18 protein-coding genes, 2 tRNA genes and 1 pseudogene are annotated in these 17,299 nt (G+C 46.4%); 17 read left to right on the top strand and 4 right to left on the bottom strand.

Going from position 1 to position 17,299, the window contains the following annotated elements:
* Positions 1–28 precede the first annotated feature (28 nt).
* The 5 genes and pseudogenes from OC23_RS15610 to OC23_RS15590 all read left to right on the top strand — a co-directional run.
* The gene (locus OC23_RS15610; protein ID WP_038345863.1) at positions 29–1,678 is read left to right on the top strand and encodes an AMP-binding protein; all 1,650 of its coding nucleotides are present in this window, start codon (positions 29–31) and stop codon (positions 1,676–1,678) included.
* 10 nt (positions 1,679–1,688) lie between these two features.
* Positions 1,689–2,816, top strand: a complete 1,128-nt coding sequence (locus OC23_RS15605) for an acyl-CoA dehydrogenase family protein (protein ID WP_038345861.1) — start codon at positions 1,689–1,691, stop codon at positions 2,814–2,816.
* A gap of 21 nt (positions 2,817–2,837) precedes the next feature.
* Entirely contained in the window at positions 2,838–3,611 is a 774-nt protein-coding gene (locus OC23_RS15600) for an enoyl-CoA hydratase (protein WP_038345859.1), read from the top strand.
* 12 nt (positions 3,612–3,623) lie between these two features.
* Positions 3,624–4,649, top strand: coding sequence for an enoyl-CoA hydratase/isomerase family protein (locus tag OC23_RS15595; protein WP_038345858.1), 1,026 nt, complete (start codon positions 3,624–3,626; stop codon positions 4,647–4,649).
* 122 nt (positions 4,650–4,771) lie between these two features.
* Positions 4,772–6,059: pseudogene (locus tag OC23_RS15590) on the top strand (MFS transporter); the annotation flags it as partial.
* Between the two features lie 248 nt (positions 6,060–6,307).
* Here the strand turns inward: OC23_RS15590 and OC23_RS15585 are convergent.
* Both OC23_RS15585 and OC23_RS15580 read right to left on the bottom strand, forming a co-directional pair.
* Positions 6,308–6,383 (bottom strand) — tRNA-Gly (locus OC23_RS15585).
* 45 nt (positions 6,384–6,428) lie between these two features.
* Positions 6,429–6,504 (bottom strand) — tRNA-Gly (locus tag OC23_RS15580).
* A gap of 189 nt (positions 6,505–6,693) precedes the next feature.
* Here OC23_RS15580 and OC23_RS15575 point away from each other — a divergent pair.
* The 5 genes from OC23_RS15575 (at position 6,694) to OC23_RS15555 (ending at position 9,527) form a co-directional block, all read left to right on the top strand.
* Positions 6,694–7,002 carry a BolA family protein gene (locus OC23_RS15575; RefSeq protein ID WP_038345856.1) on the top strand — a complete coding sequence of 103 codons (309 nt, stop codon included), beginning with the start codon at positions 6,694–6,696 and terminating at the stop codon, positions 7,000–7,002.
* 9 nt (positions 7,003–7,011) lie between these two features.
* Positions 7,012–7,404: a SirB2 family protein gene (locus tag OC23_RS15570; RefSeq protein WP_038345854.1), complete on the top strand. Its 393-nt coding sequence runs from the start codon at positions 7,012–7,014 to the stop codon at positions 7,402–7,404.
* A gap of 81 nt (positions 7,405–7,485) precedes the next feature.
* Positions 7,486–8,328, top strand: a complete 843-nt coding sequence (locus tag OC23_RS15565; protein ID WP_038345852.1) for a ParA family protein — start codon at positions 7,486–7,488, stop codon at positions 8,326–8,328.
* 9 nt (positions 8,329–8,337) lie between these two features.
* Positions 8,338–8,727, top strand: coding sequence for a hypothetical protein (locus tag OC23_RS15560; RefSeq protein ID WP_038345851.1), 390 nt, complete (start codon positions 8,338–8,340; stop codon positions 8,725–8,727).
* Between the two features lie 209 nt (positions 8,728–8,936).
* A complete protein-coding gene (locus OC23_RS15555; RefSeq protein ID WP_038345850.1) occupies positions 8,937–9,527 on the top strand; it encodes a LysE family translocator in 591 nt (196 codons plus the stop codon).
* Between the two features lie 12 nt (positions 9,528–9,539).
* On the opposite strand, the gene OC23_RS15550 is transcribed toward OC23_RS15555, so the two are convergent.
* The gene (locus OC23_RS15550) at positions 9,540–10,178 is read right to left on the bottom strand and encodes a DedA family protein (protein WP_038345849.1); all 639 of its coding nucleotides are present in this window, start codon (positions 10,176–10,178) and stop codon (positions 9,540–9,542) included.
* A 236-nt stretch (positions 10,179–10,414) separates the two neighbouring features.
* Between OC23_RS15550 and OC23_RS15545 the strand changes: the two genes are divergently transcribed.
* Both OC23_RS15545 and OC23_RS15540 read left to right on the top strand, forming a co-directional pair.
* Positions 10,415–10,831, top strand: a complete 417-nt coding sequence (locus OC23_RS15545; RefSeq protein ID WP_038345848.1) for a DoxX family protein — start codon at positions 10,415–10,417, stop codon at positions 10,829–10,831.
* Positions 10,832–10,974: 143 nt separating this feature from the next.
* Positions 10,975–11,343, top strand: coding sequence for a NirD/YgiW/YdeI family stress tolerance protein (locus tag OC23_RS15540; RefSeq protein WP_038345846.1), 369 nt, complete (start codon positions 10,975–10,977; stop codon positions 11,341–11,343).
* A gap of 47 nt (positions 11,344–11,390) precedes the next feature.
* Here OC23_RS15540 and OC23_RS15535 read toward each other — a convergent pair whose 3' ends face one another.
* Complete coding sequence (locus OC23_RS15535; protein WP_171194825.1) at positions 11,391–12,617, bottom strand: DUF445 family protein; 1,227 nt, start codon at positions 12,615–12,617, stop codon at positions 11,391–11,393.
* A 442-nt stretch (positions 12,618–13,059) separates the two neighbouring features.
* Here OC23_RS15535 and guaA point away from each other — a divergent pair, with 442 nt between their 5' ends.
* From guaA to OC23_RS15510, 5 genes are all read left to right on the top strand, one after another.
* Entirely contained in the window at positions 13,060–14,628 is a 1,569-nt protein-coding gene (gene guaA / locus OC23_RS15530) for a glutamine-hydrolyzing GMP synthase (protein WP_038345843.1), read from the top strand.
* Between the two features lie 243 nt (positions 14,629–14,871).
* On the top strand, positions 14,872–15,789 hold the full coding sequence (locus OC23_RS15525) for a restriction endonuclease (protein WP_038345842.1): 918 nt from the start codon (positions 14,872–14,874) through the stop codon (positions 15,787–15,789).
* Positions 15,790–15,962: 173 nt separating this feature from the next.
* Complete coding sequence (locus OC23_RS15520) at positions 15,963–16,490, top strand: PadR family transcriptional regulator (RefSeq protein WP_038345840.1); 528 nt, start codon at positions 15,963–15,965, stop codon at positions 16,488–16,490.
* A gap of 140 nt (positions 16,491–16,630) precedes the next feature.
* Complete coding sequence (locus OC23_RS15515; protein WP_038345838.1) at positions 16,631–16,954, top strand: DUF3861 domain-containing protein; 324 nt, start codon at positions 16,631–16,633, stop codon at positions 16,952–16,954.
* 10 nt (positions 16,955–16,964) lie between these two features.
* Complete coding sequence (locus tag OC23_RS15510; RefSeq protein ID WP_038345837.1) at positions 16,965–17,228, top strand: DUF2798 domain-containing protein; 264 nt, start codon at positions 16,965–16,967, stop codon at positions 17,226–17,228.
* Positions 17,229–17,299: the final 71 nt, after the last annotated feature.

Below are 17,299 nucleotides of genomic sequence, written 5' to 3'. Positions count from 1 at the left end.
TCAGTCCAGAGACTGAGGGAAAAAATAAATGTTGGATTATAAAGAGACGGTACAGGCTTTTGATCTGGAAAGCACCGCAAAACAGATGTTATCCGGTTCAATGCAGGCACTGAATGCCTGTTATGAATGTTGTGACCGGCATGCCCATGACGACAAGATCGCGTTGTACTGGCAAGGTAAAGATGGTCGTAAGCAACAATACAGCTTTCGCCAGTTGCAGCAATGGTCGAGCCAGTTTGCCAATTTTTTAAAGTCACAAGGGGTGCAGGCGGGTGACCGTATTTCAGGGCTCTTGCCCAGAACACCAGAACTGCTGGTCACCATTTTCGCGGCGTGGCGTATTGGTGCGGTCTATCAGCCCTTGTTCACAGCTTTTGGGCCGAAGGCAATCGAGCATCGTCTGCAACTGGCACAAAGCAAGCTGGTGGTGACCGATGTGACCAACCGCAGCAAACTGGATGAGATTGCAGATTGTCCCGCAATTGTCACAGTGGCTGATTCACACGGTACACCACTGAAGTCAGGTGACTTTGACTTTTGGGATAAAGTCAAACAGCAGCCCGATCAATGCGAACTGGTGATGCGAAGTATTCAGGATCCTTTTTTGCTGATGTTTACCTCGGGTACCACAGGGCCCGCCAAACCGTTAGAAGTGCCATTAAAAGCCTTGCTGGCGTTTGGCCGCTATATGCAAGATGCCATTGGTCTGACAGAACAAGATGCCTTCTGGAATATTGCCGATCCGGGCTGGGCTTATGGTTTGTATTATGCCATCACCGGGCCACTGTTCTTGGGTCATGCCACCTTGTTCTATGAAGGTGGTTTTAGTCCCGATAGCCTGTGCCAGATCGTCAAGGATTACCAGATTACCAATCTGGCAGGTGCACCCACAGCTTACCGGATGATGATGGCGGCTGATCCGGCACAGATGGCATCGCTAAAAGGCCAGTTCCGTGTGGTCAGCAGTGCAGGGGAGCCGCTCAATCCGGAAGTGATTCGCTGGTTTAAGCAGGTGCTGGATGCACCGATTTATGATCATTATGGCCAGACCGAAGTCGGTATGGTGGTGTGCAACCATCATGGTTTAACTCATACCATTCGTGCCGGTTCAGCCGGTTTTGCCAGCGCAGGCTATCGCGTTGCGGTGGTCAATGAGCAGGGTGAGGAATTGCCTGCAGATACGCCGGGAATTTTAGCGGTCGATGTCAGCCAGTCGCCGATGATGTGGTTTGGCGGCTATAAGGAAAGCCGTAAATCGCCTTTTGTCGGGCATTACTATCTGACCGGTGATACTGCCGAGTTACATGCCGATGGCAGTATGAGTTTTGTCGGGCGCAGTGATGATGTGATCACCACCTCAGGCTATCGCATCGGGCCGTTTGATGTGGAAAGTGCCTTGCTGGAGCATGATGCCGTGGTTGAAGCGGCGGTTATCGGCGTGCCTGATCCGGAGCGAACCGAGGTGGTGAAGGCGTTTGTGATTCTGGCTGCGGGTTTCCGGCCTTTAGAACAGTTGGCAGAAGAGCTGAGCCAGTTTGTGAAAAAACGCCTGTCAGCCCATGCTTATCCACGACTGATCGAGTTCGTGACCGAACTTCCAAAAACACCAAGTGGCAAGATTCAGCGTTTTTTATTACGCAATCAGGAAATTGCCAAACAGCAAGCAAAGGCAGAGTAAGGAACACAACATGCAATTGACCGAAGAACAAGTCTTAATTCGTGATATGGCGAAAAGTTTCGCCCAGGAACAGATCAAGCCCAATGCCAGTGACTGGGACAAACATGGCACCTTCCCCAAAGATGCGCTGGCACAAATGGGTCAGCTCGGCTTTATGGGCATGCTGGTTCCCGAGCAATGGGGCGGTTCCGATACGGGCAATCTGGCCTATGTGCTGGCCCTTGAAGAAGTCGCAGCAGCCGATGGTGCCACTTCGACCATTATGAGCGTACATAACTCGGTAGGCTGTGTGCCAATCTTGAAATTTGGTACTGATGAGCAGAAACAACGCTTTTTAAAACCCCTGGCGCAAGGTGAAATGATCGGTGCTTTTGCCCTGACGGAACCGCATACCGGTTCCGATGCCGCAGCCATTAAAACCCGCGCGGTGAAAGATGGTGATCATTACATTCTCAATGGTGCCAAGCAGTTTATTACCTCGGGCAATAACGCCGGCGTAATTATTGTATTTGCCGTGACTGATCCGGATGCAGGTAAAAAGGGCATTAGTGCCTTTTTAGTCCCACGCGACACTCCGGGATACGAGGTAATCCGGGTTGAAGAAAAACTCGGTTTACATGCTTCGGATACCTGCCAGATTGCCCTGACAGATGTGCGTATTCATAACAGCCTGATGCTGGGTAAAGAGGGGGAAGGTCTAAAAATCGCACTGGCCAATCTGGAAGGAGGACGCATCGGTATTGCTGCACAGGCCGTCGGTCTGGCACGGGCGGCGCTGGAAGAGGCCACCCGTTATGCCAAAGAACGGCTGACTTTTGGTAAACCGATCTTTGAGCATCAGGCACAGGCGTTCCGTCTTGCCAGTATGGCAACCGAAATCGAAGCGGCGCGACAACTGGTGCATTACGCTGCACGGCTCAAAGAAGCAGGGCAACCCTGTCTCAATGAAGCCTCAATGGCCAAGCTGTTTGCTTCGGAAATGACCGAGCGCGTCTGTTCCAATGCCTTGCAGGTATTTGGTGGCTACGGCTATCTGAAAGACTTTCCGATTGAGCGCATCTATCGCGATGCGCGTGTTTGCCAGATTTATGAAGGCACCAGCGATATTCAGCGTCTGGTGATCGCGCGTAGTTTATAAAACGAAAACAAGGAACAAGTCATGCAGTGGAACAGTATTGTATTGGAAAAGCGTCAGGGGGTTGGGCTAATCACCCTGAACCGTCCGCACGCCTTAAATGCGCTAAATAGTGAACTGATTAGTGAAATCAATCAGGCCTTAGACCAGCTGGAAAAAGATCGCGAGATTGGCTGCATGGTGCTGGCAGGTTCGGAAAAGGCCTTTGCCGCAGGTGCCGATATTAAGGAAATGGCAGAACTACGGTTTCCAGATATCTATTTTGATGACTTTTTTCATCTGGCAGACCGCATCGCGCAGCGCCGTAAACCGCTCATTGCAGCAGTCAGTGGCTATGCGCTCGGTGGCGGCTGTGAACTGGCATTGATGTGTGACTTTATCTATTGTGCTGACAATGCCAAATTTGGTTTGCCTGAAGTGACCTTGGGAGTCATTCCGGGCATTGGTGGTACACAGCGTCTCACCCACGCAATTGGTAAAGCCAAAGCCATGGAAATGTGTCTGACAGCACGGCAAATGGGTGCGGTCGAGGCAGAGCAAAGTGGTCTGGTGGCACGTGTGTTTGGCAAAGAACAATTACTTGAACAGACCTTGCAGGCCGCAGAAAAAATTGCAGCGCGCTCTTTAACGGCCAACATGATGCTGAAAGAAACCATTAATCGTGCCTTTGAGGTCAATCTCACCGAAGGTCTGCGTTTTGAGCGCCGTATGTTCCATTCGATTTTTGCAACCTCAGATCAAAAAGAGGGCATGCAGGCCTTTGTAGAAAAACGGCAGGCCAACTTTAACAATCAATAAGGGATCAAGAAAATGAATACAGCACATCACTTAAAGATTGAGCAACAAGGCCGTTTAGGCATCATCAGTCTGGATCGGGTCAAGCATTTAAATGCCTTGTCGCTGGAGATGATCGAAGGTATTTGTACACAGCTGCAACTGTGGCGCAATGAAGCTGAGATTCAGGCGGTTCTGATCAAATCGGAGAGTCCAAAGGCCTTTTGTGCTGGGGGTGATATCCGTTATCTGTATGACAGCTATAAAAATGCAACCGCAGATTATCAAGGCTATTTCAGTGCCGAATATAACATGCTGAATCTGCTACGCGAATATCCAAAGCCGGTGCTGGTCATCCTCGATGGCTATGTACTGGGCGGTGGTTTTGGTCTGGCGCAGGCCTGTCATATTGTGGTCAGTAGTGAAAAGTCCAGATTTGCCATGCCTGAAACTGCGATTGGATTTTTCCCTGACGTGGGGGCTACCCATTTCCTGTCCCGGTTGGATGATATCGGGGTGTATATGGCGATTACGGGAGAACAGATCAGTAGCAGCGATGCGCTCTATCTCGACCTGATCGATTACCACGTACCGAGTGAGCAATTGTCTGCCTTACAGGCAGCGTTGATTGCAGCACCGAACCTGAGCAAGGCCAAGATTGAACAGATCATTGCCGGCTTTATTACCCGTCCTGCTGACAGTGAACTCCAGCAATTGGTCGAGCCGATCCGTAAGCATTTCGGTTTTCAGCATCTGGAAGAGATCGAGCACAGTCTTGCACAAGAACAGGATCAACGGTTCAGCGACTGGGCCAGCAAAATGCTGGATATTTTGCAACAGCGATCCTTTATTGCCAAACAAACCAGTTTGAAACTGCAACATCTTGGGCGTGGACTCTCCTTGCAGCAGTGCATGCAGCTGGAGCGGGATTTACAGGATATCTGGTTCGAGCATGGCGACTTTATTGAAGGGGTGCGTGCCTTGATTGTCGATAAAGACAAACAGCCCAAATGGCAACAGCGTAACCCTGAACTGGAACAGTTACTGGAAAAACTGAGCTAAATTCGCTTTTTTCTCATCTCTACACTTCTTAAGGAGTATCGACCACCTAAGCATGCTGGTGATCAGGATTGAACACCAGCCCAACCATATAAAACAAGAAGATTCAAGCAAGGAACATCACGATGCAAATACTACATGGAAACGGTTCATCTCCTAGGCAGTCTTCCCATCGGCTGGCGGGTATCTCTAGCATGGTGGGAACCACTATTGAGTGGTATGACTTTTTTATCTACGGTGCAGCGGCCGCCTTAATTTTCAATAAATTATTTTTTCCTAATCTTGACCCGTTGACGGGTGTACTCGCCGCCTTTGCCACTTACGCGGTAGGCTTTATCGGGCGGCCACTCGGTGGTCTGGTATTTGGCCATTTTGGTGACAAGATCGGTCGCAAATCGATGCTGTTGCTGACTCTGATGCTGATGGGAATCCCCACCGTGCTGATCGGTCTGTTACCGACCTATGAGTCGATTGGTTACTGGGCTGCCATTGGCCTGGTGATGTTACGTTTTATTCAGGGTATGGCAATGGGCGGCGAGTGGGGCGGTGCCGTACTGATGGCCGTTGAACATGCACCAGAGGGTAAAAAAGGCTTCTGGGGCAGTCTGCCTCAGGCCAGTACGGGTGGCGGGCTGATGCTGGCTTCGATTGCCTTGGGACTGGTGTCTTTATTACCTGAACAGGCCCTGTTTAGCTGGGGTTGGCGGATTCCCTTTCTGGCGAGCATCATTTTACTGGCAGTCGGCTGGTATATCCGGGTGAAAGTGCCAGAGTCGCCCGACTTTGAAAAAGTCAAACAGCAGGCTAAAGCCGTCAAAGTGCCGGCCTTGCAGGTATTCAGGCAGCATCCCAAGCAACTGATCAGCATTATTGTGGCGCGTGCGGCAGAAAATGCCTGGTTTTATATTGCCTCTACCTTTACCTTGGCCTATACCACCACACAACTGGGCATTGCCAGACAGCAAATTCTATTTGCCACCATTTGCGGTGCCGCCGTGATTATGGTGATGACACCGTTATGTGGACATCTGTCCGATAAAGTCGGGCAGCGTAATATGTTCATGTTCGGTCTTTGTGTGCTGGCGCTGTATTGTTATCCTTTCTTTGGCATGCTCAATAGTAAAGATCCGGTGCTGGTGTGGACAGCGATTGTACTGGCCATTGGTGTGGTCTTTCCCATTATGTATGCACCACAGGCACAATTGTTTGCCCGTCAGTTTCCTGCACACATCCGTTATAGCGGCATCTCGATTTCGGTTCAGCTGGCAGGGGTGATCGGTGGTGGTCTTGCGCCACTGATTGCGACCAAACTATTAAGTATTGGCGGTGGCAAGCCTGACCTGATCATGCTGTATATTGCTTCGATGGCAGTTGTTGCCATTATTGCCACTTTATTTATGCCACGAGATTACCACCAGCAGGAACTGCGAATCGGGAACAATCCGCAAGGCGTTAAGCTAAAAGCCAGGATGACTAAATAGCCTTGATTTTAAACGTGTTTAAAAAAGGTGCTTCTTTTAGCTGAGGGGCACCTTTTTATTTGGCCGGCTGTGTGAAGGGGAGCTCAATACTTTTATTGATTGAGGTTTTATGTTCCACGTGGAGCATAAGCTTTAGACAAAGAAAAAAGCCCTTATCTTTCGATAAGGGCCTTTTAAATTTGGAGCGGGAAACGAGACTCGAACTCGCGACCCCAACCTTGGCAAGGTTATGCTCTACCAACTGAGCTATTCCCGCATATTGAGCAGTTTTTACTAAAACTTACACTTAAAAAAACCAATCTGGAGCGGGAAACGAGACTCGAACTCGCGACCCCAACCTTGGCAAGGTTATGCTCTACCAACTGAGCTATTCCCGCGTGCCAGCTATAATACATTAAGCAAAATAAGGGTCAACAACTTTATGCAAAGAAATTGTTTAATTGCATAAAATAAAAGCATTTTCAAAGAAAAATAGTCCAGAAAGCAAAAAAATGGATAAAAGTTTCGCTTCAACAGAGGTCATGTATACTAATGAGCTATCTCCATCTGACCGGACCGAGTGACTGATGAATCTGGAACAACAGTTAATTGAACGTTTACAAACACTGGCACCGACCCATCTTGAAGTGATCAATGAGTCGGCAGGGCATGGGGGGTATTTCCCTGGCAAGGAATCACACTTCAAGGTGATTGTGGTCAGTGACGAATTTCAAGGCCTGCGTCTGGTGCAGCGTCATCAAAAGATTTATGCCGTTGCAGCCGAGTTAATGAGCCCGGGCCGTATCCATGCGCTGGCGATTCATGCCTATATTCCAGGTGAATGGCAAGGCGAGGCTCCTGCCAGTCCTGACTGTGCCCATGCACCGAAAAGCTAAGGAATCACCATGGACATGCATTTACTTGTTAAAACCACGCATCTGGTTGCCATGGCGCTGTTACTGGTGAGCTTTATATTGCGCGGTTCGACCTTATTTGTGGGTATACAGGATCAGCAGCCCAATCTAAAGGCCCGTAAAGCGATGGTTGGCTTACAGCATTTATCTTTGACCCTGATTATTGTTACGGGTGTGTTCTTGCTGGCCATGAAAAACTTTGACGTGCAGCCGTGGTTCTATGCCAAAGTGATCCTGTTCTTTGTATTGTGCTCTTCACTGATCAAGACCTATAAGCAGGACAACCGCATTTTATTGTCCCAGCGCCGTGCCGGGCTGCTGATTGGTACGGTGGCACTGGCCGGGATTCTGGCACTTGTCATGATTAAACCGGTTTTTGCCTGATTGTTGGACATTGTTTTAGAAATTGTTTTTGCACTGGGTTAAACTGCGTGCAGTTTAAAAAAAACAGGGTAGAGGGAAATCATGTTAACGCGTGTGGTGTTTAACCAGAAAGGTGGTGTGGGGAAATCAAGTATTACCGTTAATCTGGCCGCAATAAGTGCACAGAAAGGGCTGAGAACACTGGTTATTGATCTTGATCCCCAGGCAAATTCAAGCCAGTACCTGTTAGGTGAAGAGGCTACCTATTCTGCGGACAAAGCCGCATTAGAGCCCAATATTGAAAACTTCTTTGATGATGTACTGGCCACGACCCAGCAAAAAGGCCTGATTGGCAACGCCATTGGTTCGATTTTAAAGGCGCCTCGGGGCAAGGGGCTGGACAGTTATGTGCACCGTTCATCCTTTGCCAACCTGGATGTGATTCCGGCCAGCCCGGGTCTGGGAAGTCTGGAACATGCACTGGAAAGTAAGCACAAGATCTATAAATTACGTGATTCGATTCAGTCACTCAGTGCACGCTATGACCGGATTTTTATTGATACGCCGCCTGCCTTCAATTTCTTTACCCTATCTGCACTGATTGCTGCAGACCGGGTGCTGATTCCATTCGATTGTGATGTGTTCTCCAAGCGTGCGTTACAAACTTTGATTGAAAATGTGCTCGAAACCCAAGATGATCATAATGATCGCCTTGAGATTGAGGGAATTGTGGTCAACCAGTTCCAGGCTCAGGCAAAATTACCCCGTGAAGTGGTTCAGCAACTCAAAGATGAAGGCCTGCCAGTGCTCGAGAGCATGTTGCCCCCATCCATCTTGATGAAAGAATCGCATCAAAAGAATTTACCACTGGTTCATCTGGCATCTGAACACAAGTTGACGCTTGCTTATGTCACCCTGTTCAATGAGATTGAATCGAAGCAATAAGAGAACACTATGAAACGTTTATATTGGATGCCGGTGCTGGCGGCGAGTATGCTTTTGGGTGCCTGTGCATCAACGGTCAAGCCGGCTTATGTTTCACCAACGCAATATCAGGGCTTGAACTGCCAGCAATTACAGGCCGAATATAACCGTATTCAGCAATATATTGAAAATGGCGTGCAAACACCAAAACGTACCGGTGTTGGCGTGGGTGTCGGACTCGGTGGAGGCTGGGGCCGTGGTGGTTGGGGCTTTGGTCCTTCTATTTCGGTGAATATGGGCCAATCCATGAATACCAAGAACACCGAACTTGCCAATGTACTGGGCCAGCAAGATGCGATCGTACAGGCTGCCAAGTTTAAAGGCTGCCCGATTATCGTAAAACAGCGTCCAAAATCATAATCTCTAGCTGTTTATCACCATAATTCGTTATGGTGATAAATAACTAAATTATCGCAAAATGTTTCAAGAAATAACCATAAAAATGAATCGTTTAAAAAATTATCTATTCTAAATTTCCCTGTTTCTACTGCTGTTTTGATTATCGGAATTTGTATTTTTGCCCTAAATTCGTTTAAGGTGGCGCCCATGTATAGTCGTTCGGTATGTGTATGATTGAGAGTTGGTTTTTTGTTTTGGCCATGTTGGCAGTGTTACTTATTCCAGGTCCGACCAATGCTTTACTTGCCAGTGCAACCCACCAACAAGGTGTACTCAAAACCATGAAATTTATTCCAGTCGAATGGCTGGGGTATGTGTACGGCATTAGTCTATGGGCACTGTTGATTCATCTTTTTGACCCGATCTGGCCTGCACTGGGTGCGATCCTGCATACAGCCAGTTTGCTTTATGTGCTCTGGATGGCTTTTCATCTGTGGAAGAGCTCACATCTGCAAAAACATGTACAGCATCATCCCCATATACGCAAAAGACAGCTATTCATGTCGACGTTAAAAAACCCGAAAACGGTGCTGTTGGCTGCAGGCATTTTTCCTGCTGAAACCTGGAATTCGCTTGAAAATGCAGCGCTGGTTTTTGCCGTGTTCAGTCTGATTTTGTTGCCCGTCGGTATATTCTGGATGTTATTTGGTCGGGCATTGCTGGCAGGAAGCCTGATTGGAATCAAGGCCGAGCATTTATATAAAGGATCGGCCATGTTGTTGCTGATTTGTATGTTACCGATGATTTTCCGGTTATTTTAAGCCAGCCCGGTTTTACCGGCTTTTACGTTCATTGAGTTTTTGACGGATAAAGCCAAACACACCCGGTAAGATACTGATAATGATAATACCAAAGATCAGGTGGGTGAAATTATCCTTCACAATCGGCATGTTGCCGAACAAATATCCTAATGTAATAAACGATGCAATCCAGCAGCATGCACCAATCACGTTATAGGTCAGGAAGAACTTGTAGTTCATGCTGCCTGCACCGGCAACGAAAGGCGCAAAGGTACGGGCAAAAGGCACAAAACGGGCAAAGATAATGGTTTTACCGCCATGCCGTTCAAAGAAATGCTGGGTCTTGATCAGGTGCTGTTTATTGATAAAGCGTGAATTCATTTCAAAGACACGTGGCCCGATATAGCGTCCGATATGATAATTGACCGTATCGCCGAGTACCGCTGCGATAAACAATAAAACTCCCAGTACCCATGGATCCATTGCACCGGTTGAAGCAGCCAGTGCACCTGCTGCGAATAACAGGCTGTCGCCGGGTAAAAATGGCATGACCACCAGACCGGTTTCAACAAAGATAATTAAAAATAAAATGGCATAAATCCACTCGCCATAATTGGTAATAAACTCTAAAAGGTGTTCGTCTACGTGCAGAATAAAATCAATGAGTTCCATGAAGGTGATAACGCTATAAATATGAGCTAAATCCTAGCAGTGCAGCTATATAATGTCAGTATAAAAAGCAAAATAATTGGTAACTGCTGACAAGCTATATAAACAGGAAGATAGGTTGTTAAAATATTTAATTGTTGCATTTATAGAATGATGTGTTAACTGATCTGGTGTTTATTGCCTAATCAAAGCCCCCTAAACTGGCAGCATGTTAAAAAACAAACAGAGTGGAACCGACCATGTTTAATCCGAATGTTGTGGTAAAAAATATCGTAACCCGACCAGGCGTAGCCAATGCCGTGATTTTGGTGGCGCGTGTGTTGATGGCTTATATCTTTCTGGTGGCTGGCTGGGGCAAGATTGTGGGATATGCAGGCACGGCCAGTTATATGGAATCAATGGGGGTACCGGGAGGCTTGCTGCCGCTGGTCATCCTGCTGGAGTTTGGGGGTGGTCTGGCCTTATTATTTGGCTTCCAGATGCGTTTTGCATCATTGGGCTTAGGCATCTTTAGCATTCTCACCGCCTTTATCTTCCATGCTGGGCCGGAAGATGCCATTAACTTTATGAAGAATTTTGCGATGGCGGGTGGTTTCTTTGCTTTCATGCTCTATGGTGCTGGCCGTTTTAGCCTCGATCACCTGATTGAAAAATAAAAATGGCGGGTAATGGCCTAGTTGTGGGGGCAAGATAGGCAGGCCCCTACAGCACAAGCCTGCTGGTTCATTACAAACTGAAGCCGACATCTACGCCTGTTTCTGTTTAGATGGTCAGATCGTAGAACAAAACAGGAGATAACATGAAAAAATTGATCGCAAGTTGTGGGATGGCGGTTTTAGCGGGACTTTCAACCTTGAGCTGGGCGGGTAAAGCGGATCAGCTGATTGTGCAGGAAGCGGCGAACAATGTCGTTACCGTCAGTCAGGTGGCAAAACTTGCCGATGAAACAGGCATTACCCTTACTGGTCAGATCAGCCGGCATTTGCAAGGTGATCATTATGAGCTGAAAGACCGCAGCGGCAGCATCGGGATTGAAATTGATGATGACCTCTGGCGTCAGGCGAACCTGAAAGTAGGTGATCGTGTACGCCTGATCGGTGAAGTGGATACGCATCGTTATAAGCCGACCGATATTGAAGTGGTTAAAATCGAAAAACTGGCCCGTTAATTAAAAAAAGGAAGCTGAAGCTTCCTTTTTTATGCTATTGCCTAATGTTAAAGCATAAAGTGAATCTGCATTTCCCCGACCAGAAAACCCAGTACTGCACCAACAATAATCAATGACCATTCATCTTCTTTAAAGGCCGGGCGTAGCATGCCCTCAAACTCTTCCGGACTGAGTTTCTGCATCCGTTCCACCAGCGTAGTGCGGACGTTCATGGCATCTTCAGCATAAGACTCGACATAGCGCATGGTATCTGGCAGCTGTTTTAAAATACGTTCCGCAACGTCATCTTTCAGGCTCTGGTACTTTTCACCGCCAATGGCATAGACCACCAGCGGACGGACAATACCGGCCTGTAGATCAATTTCCTGCTTGACCTGGCGGCTGACCAGCTCGACCACTTTGTCGGAATGTGTACCCGAGAACAGCTCTTCCATCATGTTGCGTGAAGTCAGCAGCTGTTTGGAAATCAGCGCTGCATAATCGGCAGCGACTTCATTTTGACGTTTAATGAACAGACCCTGCCAGGTATAGCCCATGATCTTTTTCGGATATAACGGCCGGAACATCATTTGCAACGCCATCCAGTCGCTAAAGAAACCGACAAAACCACCGAACATCGGTAACATCCACGGATATTTGCCCTGAGTCACCACCCAGCACAGCATTTGTACCACACCAATGGCAAAACCAAACACAAAGCCGACATTACTAAAGAACTTGAATTCCTGTTTGCCGACCTTTTTAAAGATTTCATTGAGCAGGCGCTTGTCCTTGAGCAGGTTGCTGACCACCATATGCTTGATATCGAAGTACTTGGCGACATCTTTTTGTACTTCACTCATGATGTGTTCAACAATGACCGGTGCTTTGGCCTGTACCCGCTTGATCAGCCGCTGGCGGGCAAATTCGGGCATGCCTTCCCACAAACCCGGCTGGTACTGCTGTGCCACTTCACGGGTGATGTCTTCAGCTGCCGCCATTAACGGTTTTTCAATTTCCTGGGCGATCCGTTTGGGATCGAGTCTGGCAAAAATTTCTTCGGGTTTGATGAGCTTGGAGGTCATCAGTTCGACCGCCGTGGTGGCCATTTTCTCGGCCTTACGCGGCACAATCCCTTGCCAGCCGAGTGGCAGGCCAAAGAGTCTCAGCCCTTTAAATTCGAGCGGGGAAAACATCATCTGAATGGCAATGACTTTGGTCACATAACCAATAAAGCCACTGATAAACGGAATGGAAATATATAGCCAGAAATTTTGATGAAAATCTGCAATCATTTCTTGAAACATTATTTTATTGGTCCTTCAAGTCCTAATTGTTGCTCGTGGTCGGGCAAGCGCTAGATGATAGTGAAATAGGTTAGGACATTGGTGATCTACCAAGACCCCTAGGAATTTAATTCGCTTTTAATTTTTCCTTTGGTGCAGGAGGTCGAAATCGTATAAAAAGGAAACGGGCATCTCGACTGAATACCTTTCCATGGCTATCCGGTTGCGAGTCATCATCTTAGCACCAATTTTTGTTTTGTGTTGAGCAGAATAGGTCTGAATTGTTGATTTAACTCTCTTAAGCAGGCTCATTTTTCAGACGTTTTGGCTTAAATATCAGGCCTGACCGGACAGCCAGATGAAAAAACAAGATAGATGATGAATTGCGGTGCGCCCAAGCGTGAAAAATGTTAGAATATGGCGCTTAATTCATTTGCCTTTATGATTAGCCATGACGACCAATACTCAAATTACTGAAGATCGTATCCTCATTCTGGATTTCGGCTCTCAATATAGCCAGCTCATTGCACGTCGTGTACGTGAAGCGGGTGTCTATTCTGAAATGTATGCATTCGATATGTCTGAAGAAGACATTCGTGCGTTTAATCCGAACGGGATTATTTTATCAGGTGGCCCTGAGAGCGTACATGAAGAGGGAAGCCCACGCGCGCCGCAAGTTGTATTTGAATTGGGCGTACCGGTGTTGGGTATTTGCTATGGTTTGCAAACCATGTCTGAACAGCTTGGCGGTAAAGTAGAGCCGGGTAAAGTCCATGAGTTTGGTTATGCAGAAGTTGACATTCTGGTACGTGACAACCTGATTGGTCACTTGCAGGATCGTGAGAACCAGCTTCATGTATGGATGAGTCATGGCGACAAGGTCAGTGCGATTCCGGAAGGTTTCCAGGTAACGGCCAGCACACCAAGCTGCCCGTTTGCTGCAGTAAGTGATGAGACCCGTCGTTTCTATGGCGTACAGTTCCACCCGGAAGTGACCCACACTGCCAAGGGTGCCGAGTTACTGTCTAACTTTGTACACAAGATTTGTGGTTGCCGTGGCCTGTGGACACCTGAACACATCATCGACTTGCGTGTAGAACAGTTGCGTGAACAAATCGGTAACGAGAAAGTCTTACTGGGTTTATCCGGTGGTGTCGATTCATCTGTGGTTGCAGCGTTGTTGCATAAAGCGATTGGTGACCAGCTGACCTGCGTATTTGTAGACAATGGCTTGCTTCGTCTGAACGAGGGCGACCAGGTCATGCAAATGTTTGCAGAAAACATGGGCATCCGTGTGATTCGTGCCGATGCCGAACAACGCTTCCTGTCTGCGCTGGCAGGTGAGGTTGATCCTGAGAAAAAACGTAAAATCATTGGCCGTGAGTTTATTGAAGTGTTTGCTGAAGAAGCACGTAAACTTGACGGCGTGAAATTCTTGGCACAGGGTACGATTTATCCAGACGTGATCGAATCTGCAGCAAGCAAGCAAGGTAAGGCACACGTGATCAAATCGCACCACAACGTGGGTGGTTTACCAGAAGATCTGGCTTTTGATCTGGTAGAGCCATTACGTGACCTGTTTAAAGATGAAGTCCGTAAACTGGGTACCACGCTTGGTTTGCCGCATAGCATGATTTACCGTCATCCATTCCCGGGTCCGGGTTTGGGCGTGCGTATTTTGGGTGAAGTGAAAAAAGAATATGCCGATATTCTTCGTCTTGCAGATGATATCTTTATGCAAGAACTTCGTGCCAGCGGCTGGTATGACAAGACTGCACAAGCATTTGCAGTATTCCAGCCAGTGAAATCGGTTGGTGTGGTTGGTGATGGTCGCCGTTATGCATGGGTGATTGCACTTCGTGCGGTTGAAACCGTTGACTTCATGACTGCGCGTTTTGCCCACTTGCCATACGAGCTGGTTGACAAAATCTCGACCCGTATCATGAACGAAATTAAAGATGTTTCACGTGTCGTCTACGACGTGTCATCTAAACCACCCGCTACGATTGAATGGGAGTAATTCAGGGATTTCAAGAAGCGAAGCTTCTTGCCTGAATTACGCCAAAAGCTATGCTTGCGGCAGCACGGGATTTCAAGAAGCGAAGCTTCCTGCCTGAATTACTTCATGAACGCGTTTTAAAGTGAAACTTTAAAATAAAGTGCAAGATACTCGTGGCAGAATAGAAATTACTTAAAAAAAGAGCGCTTAGGCGCTCTTTTTTTGATTTATAATTTATAAAACTTAAATTTATAAGAGCAAAGTATGGCTTTACCTAATCATCAAGAATTGATGTTACCGTTATTGAAACTCTTAAAAAAACAAAGCCAACCGATTCAAATTAGTCAAGCTGGAAAATTATTGGCTGAACAATCAAATTTAACGGCAGAAGAATTAAGCCAGATGATTCCTAGTGGTAAAAGAACGGTTTTTTATGATCGTGTTGGTTGGGCAAAAACATATTTAGTTAAGGCAGGATTAATTCATCAACCAGATTGGGGGCTATGTGAATTATCTGAGGAAGCTAAGAAGTTAAATTTAGAGTTATTAAATAAAATAGATAATGATTTTTTAATGCAATATGAAAACTTTCGTAATTTTAAAATGCCGCCAAGTATTAAAGGTAATAAAAAAACTATCTCTACGATAGAAAAATCTGATTTAGAAACGCCGGAAGAGTCACTTCAAAGAATAAATGAAATTTTATTATCCAGTTTGAAAGTTGATTTATTGAATCTTGTAAAAGCGAAGCATCCTTCATTCTTTGAACGATTAGTCGTAGATTTGCTTGTTGCTATGGGTTATGGCGGTTCACATCAAGATGCTGCGCAAGCAATAGGTAAAACCAGTGATGGAGGTATTGATGGAATTATCAGTGAAGATCGTTTGGGTTTGGATAAAATTTATATTCAGGCCAAGCGCTGGGAAAATACCGTTGGCCGTCCAGATATTCAACAATTCAAAGGTGCATTAGCAGATCAGGTTGCTAAGAAAGGGGTATTTATTACGACCTCAAGTTTCAGTAAGGAAGCAATTGAATCTGCAAAGAAATCTGGAATTGTCTTGATTGATGGGGAAAAACTGACTTCTTTAATGATTGAATTTGGATTAGGGGTACAAGTTGAGCGAAGTATTTATATTTATAAAATAGATCAAGATCGGTTTGATGAAGATAGTTTTTAAGAGCGCTTAGGCGCTCTTTTTTATTGCTTCAGCTGCTTAAAGAACCCACTTAAAAAATAAATAAATTATTCAATATCAAAATCTTAAAATTTAAAGATATATCTTAGCTTGCCATAAGAATAATTAAGATATATCTTAATATGCATAAATTAAGCAAGCCGAGAACAATAAAGATGAAACATGCATCCGCTCATCACAATAGCGAACATGACTTTCAGTATCGGGAGCAGCGTCGTTCAGGCCGCCGTGGCCGCCTTTTTGAATCAGGCCGCATGAAATTGCTGGTATTGCACCTTATTCAGCAAAGTCCAAAACATGGCTATGAAATTATCAAAGAAATTAGTGATCTTGTCGGCGATGGCTATTCACCAAGCGCAGGTACGATTTATCCAACCCTGACAGCACTGGAAGAAATGAATTGCATCACATTGCTTGATGCTGAACGTAAGCAATACCAGGTCACTCCCTATGGCGAAACCTATTTAAAAGAACAGCAGGAACTGTTGCTCGCGCTACTGGAAAAATTACGTTTGAGACGTGAAATTCATCACAATGACCAGCTGATAGATATTCATCGTGCCATGGAAAATCTAAAAACTGCCTTACGTTTAAAGCTGAATGTTGCAGATTTACAGCCCGAGCAGATTCATCAAATCGCAGAACAGATCGATCAGGCTGCGATAGCCATTGGACGGTTATAAGGTGGGAGCCACTTCTTGAATGCTACGGCCATGAGTCAGACAGCGCCCTTATGGCATTTATTCAATAGGCTATCCCAGATCATTTGACCTGTTGCAGGTTGAAATAAAAAGAGAATGCCCAAGCATTCTGGAGCACAGCAATGAAACAACACCAATATCACGTTACTGTCCAGCATTTAAAAGATGCCAAAGGGCAGGCTTCAACCTATACCGAACGTCTGGAATTTTATACGGGCAATCATGATGATATTTTCGAGATTGTTGAGCGCTTGAAGCAAGCCGAGTTTTTTGACGAACAGACCACCAGGTCATTTGCTGTAGGTCTAAAGCTGTTTAGTGAAGTTATGCTGGAACATCGTGATCATCCTTTATTTGAAGATTTCTGGCCGGCTTTTGGCCAGTTTATGAAAAGCTTAAAGCAGCAGGTAAAGTCTTCTGCATCAACCTCCGCGCTACCGAAATGAGTCTAAAACCTTGAAATCCTCTAAAACAATGCCCCGCAAACTGGCCGCTAAACATGCTGCATGGATTATTCCGCTATTGTTATCCGGTCTCATGAGCGCCACTTTATCTTTTGTAAACCTGCTGATGCATCTGGGTTTTTCAGCGGCGTTACTAAGTCAGTGGTTAGGCACATGGATGATGTCATGGTTGATCGCTTATCCGGTGGTACTGGTGTTTCTGCCGCTCGTCAGACGGCTCACCAGCCTGATTGTGGAAATGCCGTCTCATTCGTGAACAGACGACAATGAGCGGGATTGTCTCATGCATGGCACTCTGCGTATTACCAAATGACTATATTGAATGGT

It is taken from the genome of Acinetobacter sp. A47 (genome assembly GCF_000805455.1).
GTDB lineage: Bacteria > Pseudomonadota > Gammaproteobacteria > Pseudomonadales > Moraxellaceae > Acinetobacter.
This window is presented reverse-complemented; position numbering and strand designations above follow the sequence as displayed.